This window comes from Xanthomonas sp. F4 (assembly GCF_011761895.1).
Genome location: NZ_JAASQX010000001.1, coordinates 1,015,841 through 1,030,812 on the forward strand (window position 1 = coordinate 1,015,841; position 14,972 = coordinate 1,030,812).

At 70.5% G+C, this 14,972-nt stretch carries 14 protein-coding genes; 6 read left to right on the forward strand and 8 right to left on the reverse strand.

All coding sequences use genetic code 11. The features are described 5' to 3' along the window. Positions 1 to 85: 85 nt before the first annotated feature. The 4 genes from FHR66_RS04580 to FHR66_RS04595 all read left to right on the forward strand — a co-directional run bounded on the left by FHR66_RS04580 (position 86) and on the right by FHR66_RS04595 (position 3,113). A complete protein-coding gene (locus FHR66_RS04580) occupies positions 86 to 706 on the forward strand; it encodes a 2'-5' RNA ligase family protein (RefSeq protein WP_167087675.1) in 621 nt (206 codons plus the stop codon). After that, positions 703 to 1,302 carry an HD domain-containing protein gene (locus FHR66_RS04585; RefSeq protein WP_167087510.1) on the forward strand — a complete coding sequence of 200 codons (600 nt, stop codon included), beginning with the start codon at positions 703 to 705 and terminating at the stop codon, positions 1,300 to 1,302. Before FHR66_RS04580 ends, FHR66_RS04585 begins: the two co-directional genes overlap by 4 nt. 78 nt (positions 1,303 to 1,380) lie before the next feature. Next, the gene (locus FHR66_RS04590; RefSeq protein ID WP_017908246.1) at positions 1,381 to 1,566 is read left to right on the forward strand and encodes an oxidoreductase-like domain-containing protein; all 186 of its coding nucleotides are present in this window, start codon (positions 1,381 to 1,383) and stop codon (positions 1,564 to 1,566) included. Between the two features lie 146 nt (positions 1,567 to 1,712). Then, the gene (locus FHR66_RS04595) at positions 1,713 to 3,113 is read left to right on the forward strand and encodes a virulence factor family protein (protein WP_456361741.1); all 1,401 of its coding nucleotides are present in this window, start codon (positions 1,713 to 1,715) and stop codon (positions 3,111 to 3,113) included. A 340-nt stretch (positions 3,114 to 3,453) separates the two neighbouring features. On the opposite strand, the gene mprF is transcribed toward FHR66_RS04595, so the two are convergent. Continuing rightward, entirely contained in the window at positions 3,454 to 6,018 is a 2,565-nt protein-coding gene (gene mprF / locus FHR66_RS04600) for a bifunctional lysylphosphatidylglycerol flippase/synthetase MprF (RefSeq protein ID WP_167087514.1), read from the reverse strand. A 506-nt stretch (positions 6,019 to 6,524) separates the two neighbouring features. On the opposite strand from mprF, the gene FHR66_RS04605 reads away from it, so the two are divergent. Together FHR66_RS04605 and FHR66_RS04610 are read left to right on the forward strand one after the other, a co-directional pair. Next, positions 6,525 to 7,217: a DUF998 domain-containing protein gene (locus FHR66_RS04605; RefSeq protein WP_208417129.1), complete on the forward strand. Its 693-nt coding sequence runs from the start codon at positions 6,525 to 6,527 to the stop codon at positions 7,215 to 7,217. Beyond that, positions 7,214 to 7,558, forward strand: coding sequence for a RidA family protein (locus tag FHR66_RS04610; protein WP_167087516.1), 345 nt, complete (start codon positions 7,214 to 7,216; stop codon positions 7,556 to 7,558). Before FHR66_RS04605 ends, FHR66_RS04610 begins: the two co-directional genes overlap by 4 nt. Before the next feature lie 209 nt (positions 7,559 to 7,767). Here the strand turns inward: FHR66_RS04610 and FHR66_RS04615 are convergent, their stop codons facing one another. From FHR66_RS04615 to FHR66_RS04645, 7 genes are read right to left on the reverse strand one after another with little or no spacing between them, the layout of a single operon-like run. Continuing rightward, entirely contained in the window at positions 7,768 to 8,844 is a 1,077-nt protein-coding gene (locus FHR66_RS04615; RefSeq protein ID WP_167087518.1) for an SAM-dependent methyltransferase, read from the reverse strand. A 21-nt stretch (positions 8,845 to 8,865) separates the two neighbouring features. Next, positions 8,866 to 9,648 (reverse strand): DUF1295 domain-containing protein, encoded by a 783-nt coding sequence (locus FHR66_RS04620; RefSeq protein WP_167087520.1) that lies wholly within the window; start codon positions 9,646 to 9,648, stop codon positions 8,866 to 8,868. Next, positions 9,645 to 10,190 (reverse strand): DUF2878 domain-containing protein, encoded by a 546-nt coding sequence (locus FHR66_RS04625; protein ID WP_167087522.1) that lies wholly within the window; start codon positions 10,188 to 10,190, stop codon positions 9,645 to 9,647. Before FHR66_RS04625 ends, FHR66_RS04620 begins: the two co-directional genes overlap by 4 nt. Continuing rightward, positions 10,187 to 11,500, reverse strand: coding sequence for an SAM-dependent methyltransferase (locus tag FHR66_RS04630; RefSeq protein ID WP_167087524.1), 1,314 nt, complete (start codon positions 11,498 to 11,500; stop codon positions 10,187 to 10,189). The genes FHR66_RS04625 and FHR66_RS04630 overlap by 4 nt, the downstream gene beginning before the upstream one ends. Continuing rightward, a complete protein-coding gene (locus FHR66_RS04635) occupies positions 11,497 to 12,366 on the reverse strand; it encodes a DUF1365 domain-containing protein (RefSeq protein WP_167087526.1) in 870 nt (289 codons plus the stop codon). The genes FHR66_RS04630 and FHR66_RS04635 overlap by 4 nt, the downstream gene beginning before the upstream one ends. After that, the gene (locus tag FHR66_RS04640) at positions 12,363 to 13,616 is read right to left on the reverse strand and encodes an NAD(P)/FAD-dependent oxidoreductase (protein ID WP_167087528.1); all 1,254 of its coding nucleotides are present in this window, start codon (positions 13,614 to 13,616) and stop codon (positions 12,363 to 12,365) included. Before FHR66_RS04640 ends, FHR66_RS04635 begins: the two co-directional genes overlap by 4 nt. Then, positions 13,613 to 14,590, reverse strand: a complete 978-nt coding sequence (locus FHR66_RS04645; protein ID WP_184449202.1) for an acyl-CoA desaturase — start codon at positions 14,588 to 14,590, stop codon at positions 13,613 to 13,615. Before FHR66_RS04645 ends, FHR66_RS04640 begins: the two co-directional genes overlap by 4 nt. Between the last annotated feature and the right edge of the window lie 382 nt (positions 14,591 to 14,972).

Genomic DNA, 14,972 nt, shown 5'->3' on the forward strand with positions numbered 1-14,972 from the left:
CGATGGTCTGCAGCGGTAGGGCGTGCTTGCTACCATGCACGCTCGACCGCTGCCCGACCCGATTGCGGCGTTTGCCGCTTCCGCCATGTATCCCGATGCCGCGCCTGCCGGCGCCCAGTTCTCGCTCGGTTTCGACGCGCCCGCCGCGCGCGAAAGCCTGTTCTTTGCCTTGTTGCCGGACGCGCAGACGGCGCAGGCGGTGCATCGCCTTGGTCGGCAGCTTTTCCACGAGCACGGATTGCAGGGACGCGCGCTGCCGCCGGAGCGGCTGCATGTGACCTTGCACTATCTCGGCGAGTACGCCGGGATCCCGCCACGCTTGCTAGAGCAGGCCTGCGCTGCGGGACAGGCGCTTGCGGCCGCACCATTCGCAATGGCGTTCGATCAGGCGTTGACCTTCGATAGCCGCGCGCGCAGCCGACCGCTGGTGCTGCGCGGTGACGGCGAGCCCGCGCCGCTGCTGGCCCTGCGCCAAGCGCTGCAACAGCTGTTGGTTCGACACGGTGTGGCGCCGCGCGCCGACGGCGCCTATCTGCCGCACATGACCCTGGCCTATGTCGACCAGACGCTGGCGCCGCAGCGCGTGTCGGCGTTGCCCTGGCAGGCGGGGTCGCTGCGTCTGATCCGCAGCGTGCAGGGCCAGGGACGCTATCTGCACGAAGCCCACTGGCCTTTGCGCGCCGACCCTGCGCAGCGCAACGCATGAACGCGGCGCCGCTCGCGCTGCCCGATGCGCAATGGACGCAACTGCGGGCCGCCTACGCCGAGCCGCCGCGGGCGTATCACCATTTCGGCCACGTCGAGGCAGTGCTGGCGCATTACGCCGAGGTCGCTGTCGACAGCGGCTGGCAGCAGCCGCGCGAGGTCTACCTGGCCGTGCTCTATCACGATGCGGTGTACCGCGCTGGCCGCGGCGACAACGAAGCGCAGTCCGCGCGCCTGGCCGAGGCGGCGATCGCGCAGTGGCTGCCGGACGTTGGCGTGGATGTGGCGCGGGTGGCTGCGCTGATCGAACTCACCGCGCGTCATGGGCAATTGACCACGGCATCGGTGGATGCGGACGCGGCGCTGTTCCTGGATTGCGACATGGCGATCCTCGGCGCTACGCCCGAGGCCTTTGCCGCCTACGACCGCGCCATTGCCGAGGAGTACCGCGGGGTAGTGCCGGGCTGGTTGTACCGGCGCAAGCGCCGCGCCTTCCTGCGCACCGTGCTGGCGCAGCCGCGCATCTTCCTCAGCAAGCGGTTCCACACGCGCTACGACGCGGCCGCGCGCGCCAACCTGCGCCAGGCCGTCGGCTGACGGAGTAGTGACCGCGGCCAGCACCGCCTTCTTCTACACTGCCGCGCCGGTCCGCCCCGGCCGCTGCCACGGAGCCTCATGTCCGACCCTGCCGCCAACGCCGATCCCCGCCCGCAGGCGCCGCTGCCGCCCGGCCCCAGCGACTGCTGCGATAGCGGCTGCCCGTTGTGCGTCTACGACCTCTACCACGAGGAACTGGAGCGCTATCGGCAGGCACTGGCGGCCTGGCGGCTGCGCCATCCCGGTGCCGACGCGGACGCCTGACGGCCCGCCGATGCAGGGCGATGGCCCAGGTCCGGCGTACCTGGCATGAACCGCAGGGCGCGCCGCGCTTCGCGTCGCCGCCGTTCGGGATTATCTTTAACGCGCCTTTTCAGGATGGCTGGATGATGCAGAAGCGTGGCGGTTGGATGTGGGGATGTGCATTGGGCGGACTGCTCGCGGCCGGCGTCGCCGCCGCAGCGCCTGGCGCTGCGGCCGCTGCCGCACCGCGTGCCGGCGCACCGGCCGCGGCGCCGGAAAAGCTCAGCCACGGCCGCTTCGAGCAGGTGCCGGTGCTGTTGCCCAAGGGCAACGCACAGCGCGTGGTGCTGTGGTTCGCCGGTGGCAAGCACGCCGACGCCGAGCGCACGCGCCAGATCGAGGCGCTGCGGGACGATGGCGCGATGGTCGCGGTGATCGACAGCGCGCACCTGCAGGCGGTACTGGCCAAGATCGACGGCACCTGCGGCTTCTCCGCGGGCGACGTGGAGAACTTCTCGCGCTACGTGCAGGCCTATTTCCACGTGCCGACCTACCACCTGCCGTTGCTGGTCGGCGATGGCGATGGCGCCGCGCTGGCCTACGCGGTTGCCGCGCAGGCGCCCAAACATCTGCTGGCGGGCCTGCTGACCGAGGATTTCTGCCCGGTGCAGGTGCTAGACGACCAGATCTGCGGCGCCGGCATCACCGCGCCGGCGCGTGCGTTGAAGCCGACCGCGCTGCCGGTTCCGTGGCTGGCGGCGCTCGACGCCAAGAGCCGCCGCGACCGCTGCACCCAGCAGAGCGACGCGTTCGTGCAGAAGGTGGCGCAGGCGCGGCAGTTCCGCCGCAGCGCCAGCGGCGATGCGCTGCCTGGGCTGCGCGCGGCGGTGCGTTCGCTGGGCGATCGGCCCGGCGTCAGCCTGCCGCCGACGCCGGCCGACCTGGCCGGGCTGCCGGTGGTCGACGTGCCGGCCGCCGCGGGTGCGGGCGATGCCGACAATGGCAACGTGTTCGCGATCTTCGTCTCCGGCGACGGCGGCTGGGCCGGGCTCGACCAGCAGGTCGCCGGCGCCCTGGCCAAGGCCGGCATCCCGGTGGTGGGCGTGGATTCGCTGCGCTACTTCTGGAGCGAGCGCACGCCGCAGGGCTTCGCTACCGACCTGGACCGCATCTACCGCCACTACAGCCACCTGTGGCAGCGCGGGCGCGTGGTGCTGATCGGCTTCTCGCAGGGCGCCGACGTGCTGCCGGCGGCCTACAACCAATTGCCGGAAGCGATGCGCGACCAAGTGCAGCTCACCGCCTTGCTGTCGGTCGGCAAGACCGCCGACTACGAGTTCCACGTGTCCAACTGGATCAGTTCCGGCGACGACGGCCTGCCGATCGCCCCGGAAGTGGCGAAGATGCCGCCGGCGCAGACCCTGTGCATCTACGGCGAGGACGACGACGACGCGCTGTGCCCGGACCTGCCCAAGGGCGGGCCGCAACTGGTCAAGCTGCCCGGCGACCATCATTTCCAGGGCGATTACGCGACGCTGGCCAAGCAGATCCTGCAGCGCATTCAGTAGACGCCGGGATTGGGGAGTCGGGATTGGGGATTGGTGGGCTGGTTCGCCGGTGCGGACTTGCCTGCTCGCGTCGTCGTAGGAGCGGCTTCAGCCGCGACGCGGACCACTGAAACATCGGTCCTGCAAGGCGGCGAGCGTGGCTGGCCGCCGCCGGGCGCTCCATGGCGGCCGTACCCTCACGCCAACCCCTCTCCCGATGGGAGAGGGGCTTTGCTCTTCCTTCTCCCTGTGGGAGAAGGTGCCCCGCAGGGGCGGATGAGGGTGCGGCGCGCAGCCTCGCAATGCCCCGGCAAACGGGGGCGCCGCGCCAATCCCCAATCCCGACTCCCCAATCCCCGCCTCACTCCGGCTTGCGCGGATCCAGCGAGATCAACCGGGTCACATCCAGCAGGGCGGCGGGCAGGTGCATGCCGCCGGGGGCGGCGAGGTAGCGGGTGCGCCAGCTGGGGGCGAACTTGGACTTGAAGCGGCGCAGGCCGGTGAAGCCGTAGAAGCGTTCGCCGTGGCGCACGATCAGGTTGCCGAAGCGGTTCCAGCGGCCGGCCAGGCGGTGCTGGGCCAGGCCCGACAGCGGCGCCATGCCCAGCGAGAAGCGCTTGTAGCCCTGGTCGCGGCCCCACAGGAACAGCTCGATGAACAGGAAATCCATGGTGCCCTTCGGCGCGTCGGCGATGTGCCGCATCAGGTCCACCGACAGCTCGTGGCCGGCCGGGGCCTGCCACAGGTTGGCGAAGGCCACGACCTTGCCCTCGAACTCCACCACCGCGATCGGGAAGCGGCGCAGGTAGGCCGGGTCGAAGCTGCCCAGCGAGAAGCCCTTCTCGGCGCCGGCCTTGTCCTCAAGCCACTGCTGCGAGACTTCGGCCAGCACCGGCATCAGCGCGTCCACCGCCTCGGTTTCGACGATGCGGAAGCTCAGCCCACTGCGCTTGCCGCGGTTCCAGGCCTGGCGCAGGTCGGCGCGGTCGCGGCCCTCCAGGTGGAAGCCCTCCAGCGACACCATCGCTTCCTCGCCGAGCTTGACCAGGGTCAGGCCCAGGTCCAGGTAGGTCTGCCAGTGCTGCTCGCCGACTTGGTAGAACACCGGGCGCAGGCCCATGCGGTCGGCTTCCTCGCGGAAGCGCCAGATCAGCGCGCGTGCCACCTCCGGCGCGCCGACCGGATCGCCCATCGCCACCAGCGAGCCGCCGTAGCGCTGCATCATCACGAAACCGGGGCCGTCCTCGGCCTGCAGCAGGGCCTTGTCGCCGGTCAGCACCAGGCAGGCCTGGGTGTCGGTGGCCTCGGCCAGCACCGGCGCCAGCGCGTCCAACTGCGCGCCATCGGCCGGCGGCAACGGCGAGCGGGTGCTGTGCAGCAACCGCGCCAGCCCGAACACCACCACCGCCACGCTGACCAGCAGCACCGCGCGCAGCGCGCGCGGCGCATTGGCCGAGGTGGCGAACTCCCACCACAGCTCGTTCTGGTATTCGACGTGGCTGTAGACGAAGAACAGCAGCCAGATCGTGGCGATCAGCACCAGGCCGAGGTTGCGCAGCCACGGCCACGACCAGGCCTCGTCGAGCAGCGCGCCTTCGCGATAGAACTCGCGGCGCGCGCCCCACAGGCCGACCGCCACCACCAGCGAAGACAGCGCCACCGAGACGTGGCCGCCGCGCAGCCAGGCCGGCAACGGCAGCAGCACGCAGATGCCGATCGCCAGCACCCAGGCCGCATGGCTGCGCCGCTGCAGGCCCTGGCCGATCAGCAGCAGCACCACGCCGCCGAGGCTGGCCAGCAGGTGCGAGGTCTCCATGATCGACAGGGGCGCCATGTCCTGGCGGCGCTTGGGGGTGGGCAGGGTGCCGTCGATGACCAGCGCCGCGCCGACCGCGAACACCGCCAGGGCGATGATCTGCGGCAGCCACGGGCGCAGCGTGCGCCAGGCCACGCGCACCCCGCCGGCCCCGGCGACCAGCGGCCGGCGCAGGCCGGACAGCGAGGCCATCAGCACCGACAGCAGCAGCGGCACCACGTAGTAGGTGATGCGGTAGATGAGCGCCGCCGCCAGCACCGCCGCCGGCGCCACGCCGGGCAGCAGCTTGAGCAGGCTCCATTCGAACACGCCCAGGCCGGCCGGCACGGTCGAAACCAGGCCCGCCACCACCGCGACCAGGTACAGGCCGACGAAGCCGATGTACTCGATCCCCGATTCGTTGGGCAGCAGCACGTAGAACGCGGCGCTGGCCAGGCCCAGCTCGACCACGCTCAGCGCGGTCACGCCCAGGGTGGTGCGCCGGTCCGGCAGCCACAACTCATGGTTGCGCCAACGCAGGGTGCGGCCGTCGCGGCCGGCCAGCAGCAGCATCGTGGCGAAGCCGACCAGCAGCGCGATGCCGATCGCGCGCACCGCGGTGGCACCGACCGGCAGCGCCAGCGCCGCCGCGGCCGGCTCCAGGGTCAGGGCCAGCGCCAGCAGCAGCCAGGCGCCGAACACGAAGCCGAGCGTGCTCATCAGCACCACCTGGCCGATCTCGGCCAGGCTCAGCCCGACCCGGCCGTAGCCGCGCAGGCGCACCGCGCCGCCGGTCAGCGCGGCGAAGCCCAGGGTCTGCCCGACCGCATGCGCCAGGAACGCGGTGATGCTGATCCGCATCGGGTGCAGCTTGCGCCCGCTGCGGCGCAGGCCGACGGCATCGAAGCCGATCAGGCAGGCGTAGCTGCTCAGGCCCAGCAGCAGGGTCAGTACGATCTGGCTGAGGCTCAGCTGGTTGAAGGCGTGACGGATCGCACTGTAGCCGTGGGTACTGAACTCCGTGGCCAGCGCATGCAGCGCCAGGGCCAGGATCGCCAGGCTGGCCAGCACCGGCAGCGCACGGCGCCAGCCGGGAGTGGACGCGGGAGCGGAGGGCGTGGCGTCGGTCATTGCAGACGGGCGGCCAGGCACCACGACGCGCGGCGCGCGGTGCGCGACGGAGTCGGAGCGGAACTGCAGGCGGAACGAAGAGCGGAACGAAGAGAGGCCATCGCGATACCGGTTGGGTGAGAGCGTGTAAGGAACATGGAGAAGGCTATGGACAGGTGGTTACGACGCGGTGTGTGAGGTGCCGGAGCAAGGCGGGTTGCCCCGGCCTGTCGCGCAACCCCTCGATGCACGCAACGTGCCACGTCCCGACAGTGGAGCGATCAGCGGCGCGAAGCCGGCCCTGCGCGGGTTGGCTTGGTGCCATCCCTGGCCGCGTGTCGCAGCGCATACCGATCCCTCCATCACCATGCCGCTCCTCTCACCGTGCATCACGCGCTCTAGGCTATACCGGCCACGCCGGCGACGCGCATGATAGTGGAATCGTACGTCGCCACGGCGTCGGGGCCGCGGCAGGGGCCATGGCCGGCGCTTGCGGCGATGGTCTGTGTTGGGTTCCGGAGCCTGTCATGCCGTTGTCCGCATCTCCCTTTCCCGCGCCGCCGCGCTGGACGCGCCTGGCCGGTGCCGCGGCGCTGCTGCTGGCGCTGCTGTTCCTCGGTGTGGCGATGGCGTCGCAGGTCGTGCGCGCCGATCTGCATTGGCAGCAGGCCACGCTCAGCCAGTACCTGCATGGCCCTGGCGGCTTGGTGCTGCGCACTGTCTACGTTTTGCTGGCCGCCGGCGTGATGGCGTTGGCAGCCGGCTTGTATGCGCAGGCGCCGCCACGCGCGCGCAGCGGCGCGCCCGTGCTGCTGTTCGGCTGTGCGGCGCTGGGGTTATGCGGGGTCGCATTCGGCGACAGCTACCTGCCGCAGCGCGCGCCGCTGCTGGCGCCGCTGGTGCACGGGCTATCCGCGCAGACCGCGTTCCTGTGCGTGACCACGGCGATGCTGTTGCAAAGTGTCTGGCTGCGCCGGCAGCAGGCGTGGCAGCGCCGCGCCGGGCCGTTGTTGTTGCTGGCGGTGCTGGCGTTCGTGGCCTTGTGGGTGCATGTGCTGTGGCGCGCGCCGCCGCGCGGCCTGACCCAGAAGCTGGCGATCGTGCTGATCCTGGCCTGGCTGCTGCCGGTGGCGTATCGCCTGTGGCGGCCGGCGCCTGCAGCCGCGGCGCAATCGCGCGACAATGGCGCGGTCTTCCCACTACAGGACAGCGCATCATGATCCAGCGTTTCGATACCGGCCCGCGGATGTCGGAAATGACCGTGCACAACGGCGTGGCCTACCTGGCCGGGCAAATCGCCGAGGACACCAGCGCCGACATCGCCGGCCAGACCCGCGAGGTGCTGGCGGCGATTGATCGGCTGCTGGCGCTCGCCGCCACCGACAAGAGCCGGATTCTGCGCGCCGAGATCTACATGACCGACCTGGCCGAGTTCGCCGAAATGAACAAGGTCTGGGAAGAATGGGTCAGCCCGGGCAACACCCCGGCCCGCGCCACCGTGCAGGCCAAGCTGGCCGACCCGGCCTGGAAGATCGAGATCGTCGTTACGGCGGCCGCTTGAGCGGCCGGGAGTGGTGATTGGGGATTGGGGATTCGTCTTGCCGCCACGACGTCGCTCGCGTATCCCTTGATCTTGGTAGGAGCGGCTTCAGCCGCGACAGGCATCACCGGTAACGCCCCTCGCGGCTGAAGCCGCTCCTACGCGTAGACGATCAGGCGGCAGCAAGCCGCCTTGCCAATCCCCAATCCCCACTCCCCAATCCCGGCGCCTCAGCGCCTCACAAACCGGTAATGCGCCACGCCCCACTGCTGGCCCTGTTCGTAGCCGAACAGTTCCGCGCAGGCCATCCAGAACATGCGCCAGCGTTGCCACCAGATCTTGGCGTCGGCGCCGTAGGTGGCCTGCAGCACCGGCATCAGCGCATCGCGATGGCGGTCCTGGTTGTGCAGCCAGGCGTTGGCGGTCTTCTCGTAGTGCTGGCCGGACAGGAGCCAGCGGCGTTCGATCGCCAGGTCGTCCTGGAACTGCAGCAGGGTGTCGGCCGCCGGCATCAAGCCGCCGGTGAAGAAGTGCCGGCCCATCCAGTTGTCCTCGCCCTGCACCTCGAACGGGTAGGCCAGGTCGCGATGGCAGAAGATGTGCACGAACAGCCGTCCGCCCGGCACCAGCCAGTGGCTGACCCGCTTGAGCAGTTCGCGGTAGTTGCGCATGTGCTCGAACATCTCGATCGAGACCACGCGGTCGTAGCTCTCGGTGGGCAGGGTCAGGGTGTTGGCGTCGTGGGTGATGACCTTGACGTTGCTCAGTCCACGTGCGCGGCACTGCGCTTCGATGTGTTCGCGTTGCGGCCGCGAGTTGGACACCGCGGTGATGCGCGCGCCGGGGAAATGCTCGGCCATCCACAACGTCAGCGAGCCCCAGCCACAGCCCAGTTCGAGGATGCGCTGGCGGTCGCGCAGCTGCGCGCGTTCGGCGTACAGCTGCAGCATGCGCTCTTCCGCCGCGTCCAGGTCCGGCGTGCTCGCATCCCAGTAGCAACTGCTGTACTTCAGGCGCTTGCCCAGGCATAGCTCGAAGAAGCGTGGCGGCACTTCGTAGTGCTGGCGGTTGGCCGCGTCGGTCTCGATGGCGATGGCGCTCTCGCGCAGCGATTCGATCAGCAGGCGCTGGCGTTCCCAGGCCGCGTCGGCGCCGCCGTCGCGCTCGTCGCGCAGGCGCTGCGTGCACAGCCGGCGCATCGCCGCGCGCAGCACGGCGTCGGGCAGCAGGCCGGATTCGGCCAGGCGCGTGGCCAGCGGCTCGGCCGGCGCGGCGGGCGGGGAAGAGGTGGCGAAGGTGCTGGACATCGGCGGATCTCCTGGCGCGGCTCAGTGCCGCGGCGGCATGGGGAAGAAGGCGCTGGTGCTGCGCTGGTAGTCGGCGTAGTCGCGGCCGCGCGAGCGCAGGGCCTGCTGTTCGGTGTAGGGAATGCCGGTGACCCGGTACAGGAAGGCGAACATCAGCGCCGGCCCCAGCGCGGCCACGCCGACCCACAGCGCGCCGCTGCCCACCGCCAGGAACACATAGGCGAACCAGTGCACGAATTCGAAGAAGTAGTTCGGATGCCGCGAATAGCGCCACAGGCCTTGGCGACAGGTCTTGCCCTTGTTCGCCGGGTCGGCGCGGAACGCGGCCAGTTGCCGGTCGGCCAGGCTTTCCCCGCCCACCGCGATCAGCCAGGTCGCCACCGCCAGGGTGGTCCACACGCTCCACTGCGGCTGCGGATTGTGCGCGGCCACCGACAGCGGCACCGCGAACGCAAGCACTACCAGCGCCTGGCCGAGGAAGAACGCCAGGAACTTGCGCTGGTCGCCGCGCCAGTGCTCGCGCAGGGCGCGATAGCGGCCATCCTCGTGGGCATCGCCGAACACGCGCACGCCCAGGTGCCAGGCCAGGCGCGCGCCCCATAGTCCACCCAGCACCGCGGTCAGCACGCGCGGCAGCAGCGCGCCGTCGGCACGCCAGGCGCAGTACACCGCGGTCAGCGCCATGCACGCCGACCACAGCACGTCGACCACGCCGGCGTTGCGGGTCTGCCGCTGCCAGGCCCAGCCGGCGAGCATGACCAGCACGGTGAACACGCCCACATGCAACAGCGGCCAGGCGTTCATCGCGTCGCTCCGGTTGCCGACAGCGCCGGCGTTGCGGCGCTCAGGCGCCGCGTGGCCAGGCTCAGCAGGGTCAGTGCCGCGGCCCAGCCGAGGGCCAGCGCCAGCAGCGCCTGCGGCAATGGCTGCACCAGCGTCACCGCTTGCCAGCCGCGTGCGGCCAGCACATAGCCCAACGGGCCGGCAGTGGCGCCGAACAGCGCTGCGCGCCAGGGATGGCGCATCACCCAGGCCAGCGAATGCTGGAAGGTCAGCGCGAAGCCGGCCCACAGCGCCAGGATCCACAGCGGCGGCCACGGCGATGGCGGCGCGGCGGCGTAGCGCACCCAGTCGCCGGCGCGCATGGCGGCATCGACACCGGCGCCCAGCGGCAGCGCCAGTGCGATCAGCGCGGCGTCGCCGCGGGCACGGCGGTGCGGCCACAACTGGTGCAGCGCGAACAGCGCCAGCGCCGCCGGGCCGGCCCAGGCCAGCCCGTGCGCGGCGCCGACCACCGCGGCCAGCCACAGCCCTTGCAGGGCGAGGTAGTTGATCAGGTTGCTCATGCGTCGCCCGCCAGCGCCGGCGCGAACTGCGCCGGCCGCGCCCGCGGCTTGCTCAGCCACAGGTGCACGTCGCCGATCGAGCGCTCCAGGAAGCCGCCTTCGCAGTAGGCCAGGTAGAACTCCCACATGCGGATGAAACGTTCGTCGTAGCCGAGCGCGCGCACCTGCGGCAACTTGGCCATGAAGCGCTCGCGCCAGGCGCGCAGGGTCAGCGCGTAGCTGGGGCCGATGTCTTCCAGGTTGAACAGGCGCAGGTCGCTGGCGCGGCCGATCGCGCCGGTCATCGCCGCCACCGAGGGAATGAAGCTGCCCGGGAAGATGTGGCGCTTGATGAAGTCCACCGACTTGAGCGCCTGCGCGTAGCGATGATCCTCGATGGTGATGGCCTGGATCAGCGCCTGGCCGTCGTCCTTGAGCAGGCTGCCGACCTTGCCGAAGTAGGTGTCCAGGTACTGGTGGCCGATCGCCTCGATCATCTCGATCGAGACCAGGCGGTCGTAGCGGCCGTCGAGATCGCGGTAGTCGCGCAGCAGCACCTCGACCCGGTCCGACAGCCCGGCGACGGCGATGCGCTGTCGGGCCAGTTCGTACTGCTCGCGCGAGATGGTGGTGGTGGTGACGCGGCAGCCGTGGTGCTTGGCGGCATATAGCGCGAAGCCACCCCAACCGGTGCCGATCTCGACCAGGTGGTGGTGCGGCTGCAGGTCGAGCTTGGCGCAGATGCGCTGCAGCTTGCGTTCGGCCGCGCGCTCCAGCGCAGCCTCGCCCAAGGCGGCGTCGGCGTCGCGAAAGATCGCCGAGGAGTACATCAGGTTGCGATCCAGGAACAGTTCGAACAACTGGTTGCCCAGGTCGTAGTGCGCGGCGATGTTGCGGCGGCTGCCGGCGCGGGTGTTGCGCGCGAACGCGTGCAGGCCACGCATCGCCAGGCCGCCGAGCCGGGCCAGACCGGTTTCCATCGCGTCCAGGCGGTCGCGGTTGCGCACCAGCAGGCGCACCAGCGCAACCAGGTCGTCGCAGTCCCACAGTCCGTCCATGTACGCCTCGCCGACGCCGACGCTGCCGTTGAGCGCGGCCTGGCGGTAGAAGCGCGGGTCGTGGATGCGCAGGTGCGCCTGCAGCGCGTCGGCGCCGGCGCTGGCATCGCCCAGCGTGGTCAGCGTGCCGGCCTCCTCGATGCGCAACTGGCCCTCGCGCAGGCCGTCCAGCGTGGCGAGCAGGCGTTGCCGCAGCAGGCGATCGAGACCGCGCATCGGGGCGGCGGCCGGGGTCAGCGCGGCGGCGGAAGAGGGCGCATGCGGAGCGTTCATCGGCGTTCTCGCGGAAGGGAATGGTCGGGATGGTCGTGCACCGGGTTGCCGCGCAGCCACAGCCGCAGCGCCTGCCAGTGGATCTTGGCCATGACCTGCAGGGTCATCGCCGGATAGCGCAGCAGCGCCTGCGCCAGGCTGGCGCCGTCGAGGGCACGGCGCTCGAGCACCAGGGTGGCGTCGAAGCGCCGCCGCGTCGTCGCCGGCGTGGGATCGAGCACGTCCATGTGCACGCGCAGGTGCGCGCCGGGTTCGCTGAAGCGCCAGGCGTAGGTGTGCGCCATCGCCATGAACGGCGAGACGTGGAAGCGCTTGGCGAAGCGCCAGGCGTGCGTGGCGCCGTGACTGCGCGCCTCGGCCATCGGCAGCACGTAGGCGTGGCGTTGTCGCCACGGCGTGTTGGTGATCTCGGCGACGATGCTGTGCAGCTGCTGCTGCGCGTCGTGGCAGTAGTAGAACGTGACCGGATTGAAGCAGTGGCCGAAGTAGCGCAGGTGGGTGAGCATGCGCACCGGGCCGAGCGGGCGCTCGCCGGTGTGCTGCTGCACACGGTCGCGCACCGCCTCGTCCAGCGGCTGCGCGGGGTCGCCCAGATAGTCGCTGCGGCGGAACTCGGCCACGTTGCGCCGGTTCACTGACCACAGCCAGCGCCGCGCGAACACCTGCTCCAGTTCGTCCAGGTCCAAGTACAGCAGGAACAGCGGATAACGGAACGCCAGCGCCTTGGGCGCATAGCGGCGATGCCGCACCCAGCCGGTGTACACCGCGCTGTGCAGGCCATGCAAGGTCGTGCCCGCCGCCGCCGACGTTGTCGAGACGGCGCCAGCCGGCGGGGCGGGCACGGCAGCACGGCGCATCAGCGTCATGACCAGGGTACCCCCAGTGCCGCGGCCACGTCGACCGCGCTGCGCAGGCCGTCTTCGTGGAAACCGAAGCCCCAGCCGGCACCGGCGAACCAGGTGTTGCGCTGGCCCTGGATCTCGCCCTTGCGCGCCTGCGCCGCCACCGATGCCTGGGTCTGCAGCGGATGCCGGTAGCGCATGCGCCGCAGCACCTTGGCCGGATCGATCGCGTCGCTGCGGTTGAGGCTGACGATGAACGGCTGCGGCGCCTGCAGCGACTGCAGGGCGTTCATCCAGTAGCTGACCGTGCATGGCGCGTCCGGATCGGCCGGCACGTGCGCGTTCCACGCGGCCCAGGCGCGGCGGTCGCGCGGCAGCACGCGCGCGTCGGTGTGCAGCACGGTCTCGTTGTCCTGGTAGCCGATCGCGCCGAGGATCTCGGTTTCGGCCTCGCTGGGATCGGTGAGCAGGCGCAGCGCGTCGTCGGCGTGGCAGGCCAACACCGCATGATCGTATTGCTGGGTGTCGGCATCGCAGGCGATCGCGACGCTGCCGTGCGCGGTCCGCTGCAGCGCGCGCACCGGCGTGCCCAGCCGCTCGCGCACCCGCCAGCGGCTGCGCAGCGCACGCACATAGCTGTTGGAGCCGCCGCGCACCACCTGCCACTGCGGACGGCCGCTGACCTGCAGCATGTGGTGGTTGGCCATGAAGCCGATTAGCTGGCGCATCGGGAAGTCGAGGATCTGCCGCGAGGGCGAGGACCACAGCGCCGAGGCCATCGGCACCAGGTGTGCGTCGCGGAATACCTCGGAGTAGCCGTGGCGCTGCAGGAACTCGCCGAGGGTCAGTTGCGCCAGGGTGACGTCGTGCAGCGCCTGCGGCGCTTCCCGGTAGAACCGCCGCAGATCGCGCAGCATGCGCCAGAAGCGCGGCGACAGCAGATTGCGGCGCTGGCAGAACAGCCCGCCAAGCGTGCCGGCGTTGTACTCCAGTCCGGTGCGCTCCTCGTGCACCGAGAAACTCATCGTGGTCGGCTGCGACGCCACCCCGAGCCGCGCGAACAACGCGCTCAGCAGCGGGTAGTGCTGCGGATTGAACACGATGAAGCCGCTGTCCACCGCGTATTCCACGCCGTCCAGTTCGATCGCATGGGTATGGGTATGGCCGCCGAGATAATCGGCCGCTTCGTACAGCGTCACCTCGTGACGCTGCGACAGCAGCCACGCCGCGCCGAGGCCGGCGATCCCCGAGCCCACCACCGCGATCCGGCTCATCGGGCACGCGCCTGCGCGCGCACCAGCCCGGCCGGCACCGGCTTGAGCTCGCGGATCACGCGGGTCCACGACAGCGCCTTCAGTCCATACCAGGTCAGGTCCAGTTCCCACCAGCGGAAGCCCTGGCGCGCGGCGCCCGGGAAGAAATGATGGTTGTTGTGCCAGCCTTCGCCGAAGGTCAGCAGCGCCAGCCACAGGTTGTTGCGGCTGTCGTCGCGGGTGTCGAAGCGGCGGCTGCCGAAGCGGTGCGCCAGCGAATTGATGGTGAAGGTGGCATGGAACAGCGCCACGGTGGAGACGAAGAAGCCCCACACCAGCAACTGCGGACCATCGGTGCCGAGCTGCGGCACGTGCTGTTGCAGCCACCCGCCGAGCAGGAACAGCGCCAGCGCCAGCAGCACCGGCAGCAGCAGGTCGAAGCGGTCGAGGAAGCGCAGTTCGGGGAAGCGGCGCAGGTCCGGGATCGCTTCCCAATCGGTGCGGAAACCGCGCGGGGTCAGGAACCAGCCGCTATGGCTCCACCAGAAGCCGTGCTGGCGCGGCGAATGCGGATCGGCCGGCGTATCGGTGTGGCGATGGTGGTTGCGGTGGTGCGCGGCCCACCACAGCGGCCCGCGTTGCACGCAGGTGGCGCCGATCGCGGCGAACAGGAACTGCACCGGGCGCGAAGTCTTGAACGCGCGGTGGGCGAAGTAGCGGTGGTAGAAGCCGGTGAGCGCGAACATGCGCACCGCGTACATCGCCACGGCCATGCCGACGGCGAACCACGATACGCCGACCCAGAACACGCCCAGGCACGCCAGGTGCAGGCCGATGTAGGGCGCGGCGCGCAGCCAGTCGATGCGGTCGGCGCGTGCCGGATCCAGCTCGATCTCGGCGCTGGTGTCGAACCAGCGCCGCAAGGTGCGCAGGATGCGGCCAGGCGGCGCAGGCGGGGGTGAGGCAGGGCGGGGTTCCGGAACGGGACTCGGCACAAGCGCGTCTCATTGGGGGACTTGGGGAGCGATACGAGCGAAACCGGAAGACGGATGCACCCGCGTCGGATTTCCCCTGCACAGCTGCTTGCGAGGCATTGCGGCCACGACAGCGCAGCGCAGGCGTTGCGCGAATCGGAAGATCTTGGCTGTCGTGCGGATGCGCGATGGCGGCGTCGATGCTGACGGCAGACGAGTGGTGGGCGGGTGAATGCGCGCCGTGTTTTCCTGGAGGAGCGCGGCACAGCCTGCGGGTGGCACGGCCTGTGCGCGGTGCGTGCAAGGCGCCGAAAGCGCCGAGGCGCTAGCGCCCCTCTCCCATCGGGAGAGGGGTTGGGGTGAGGGTACGGAGCGAAGCGCTCGCGGAATCAGGTCCACGAGG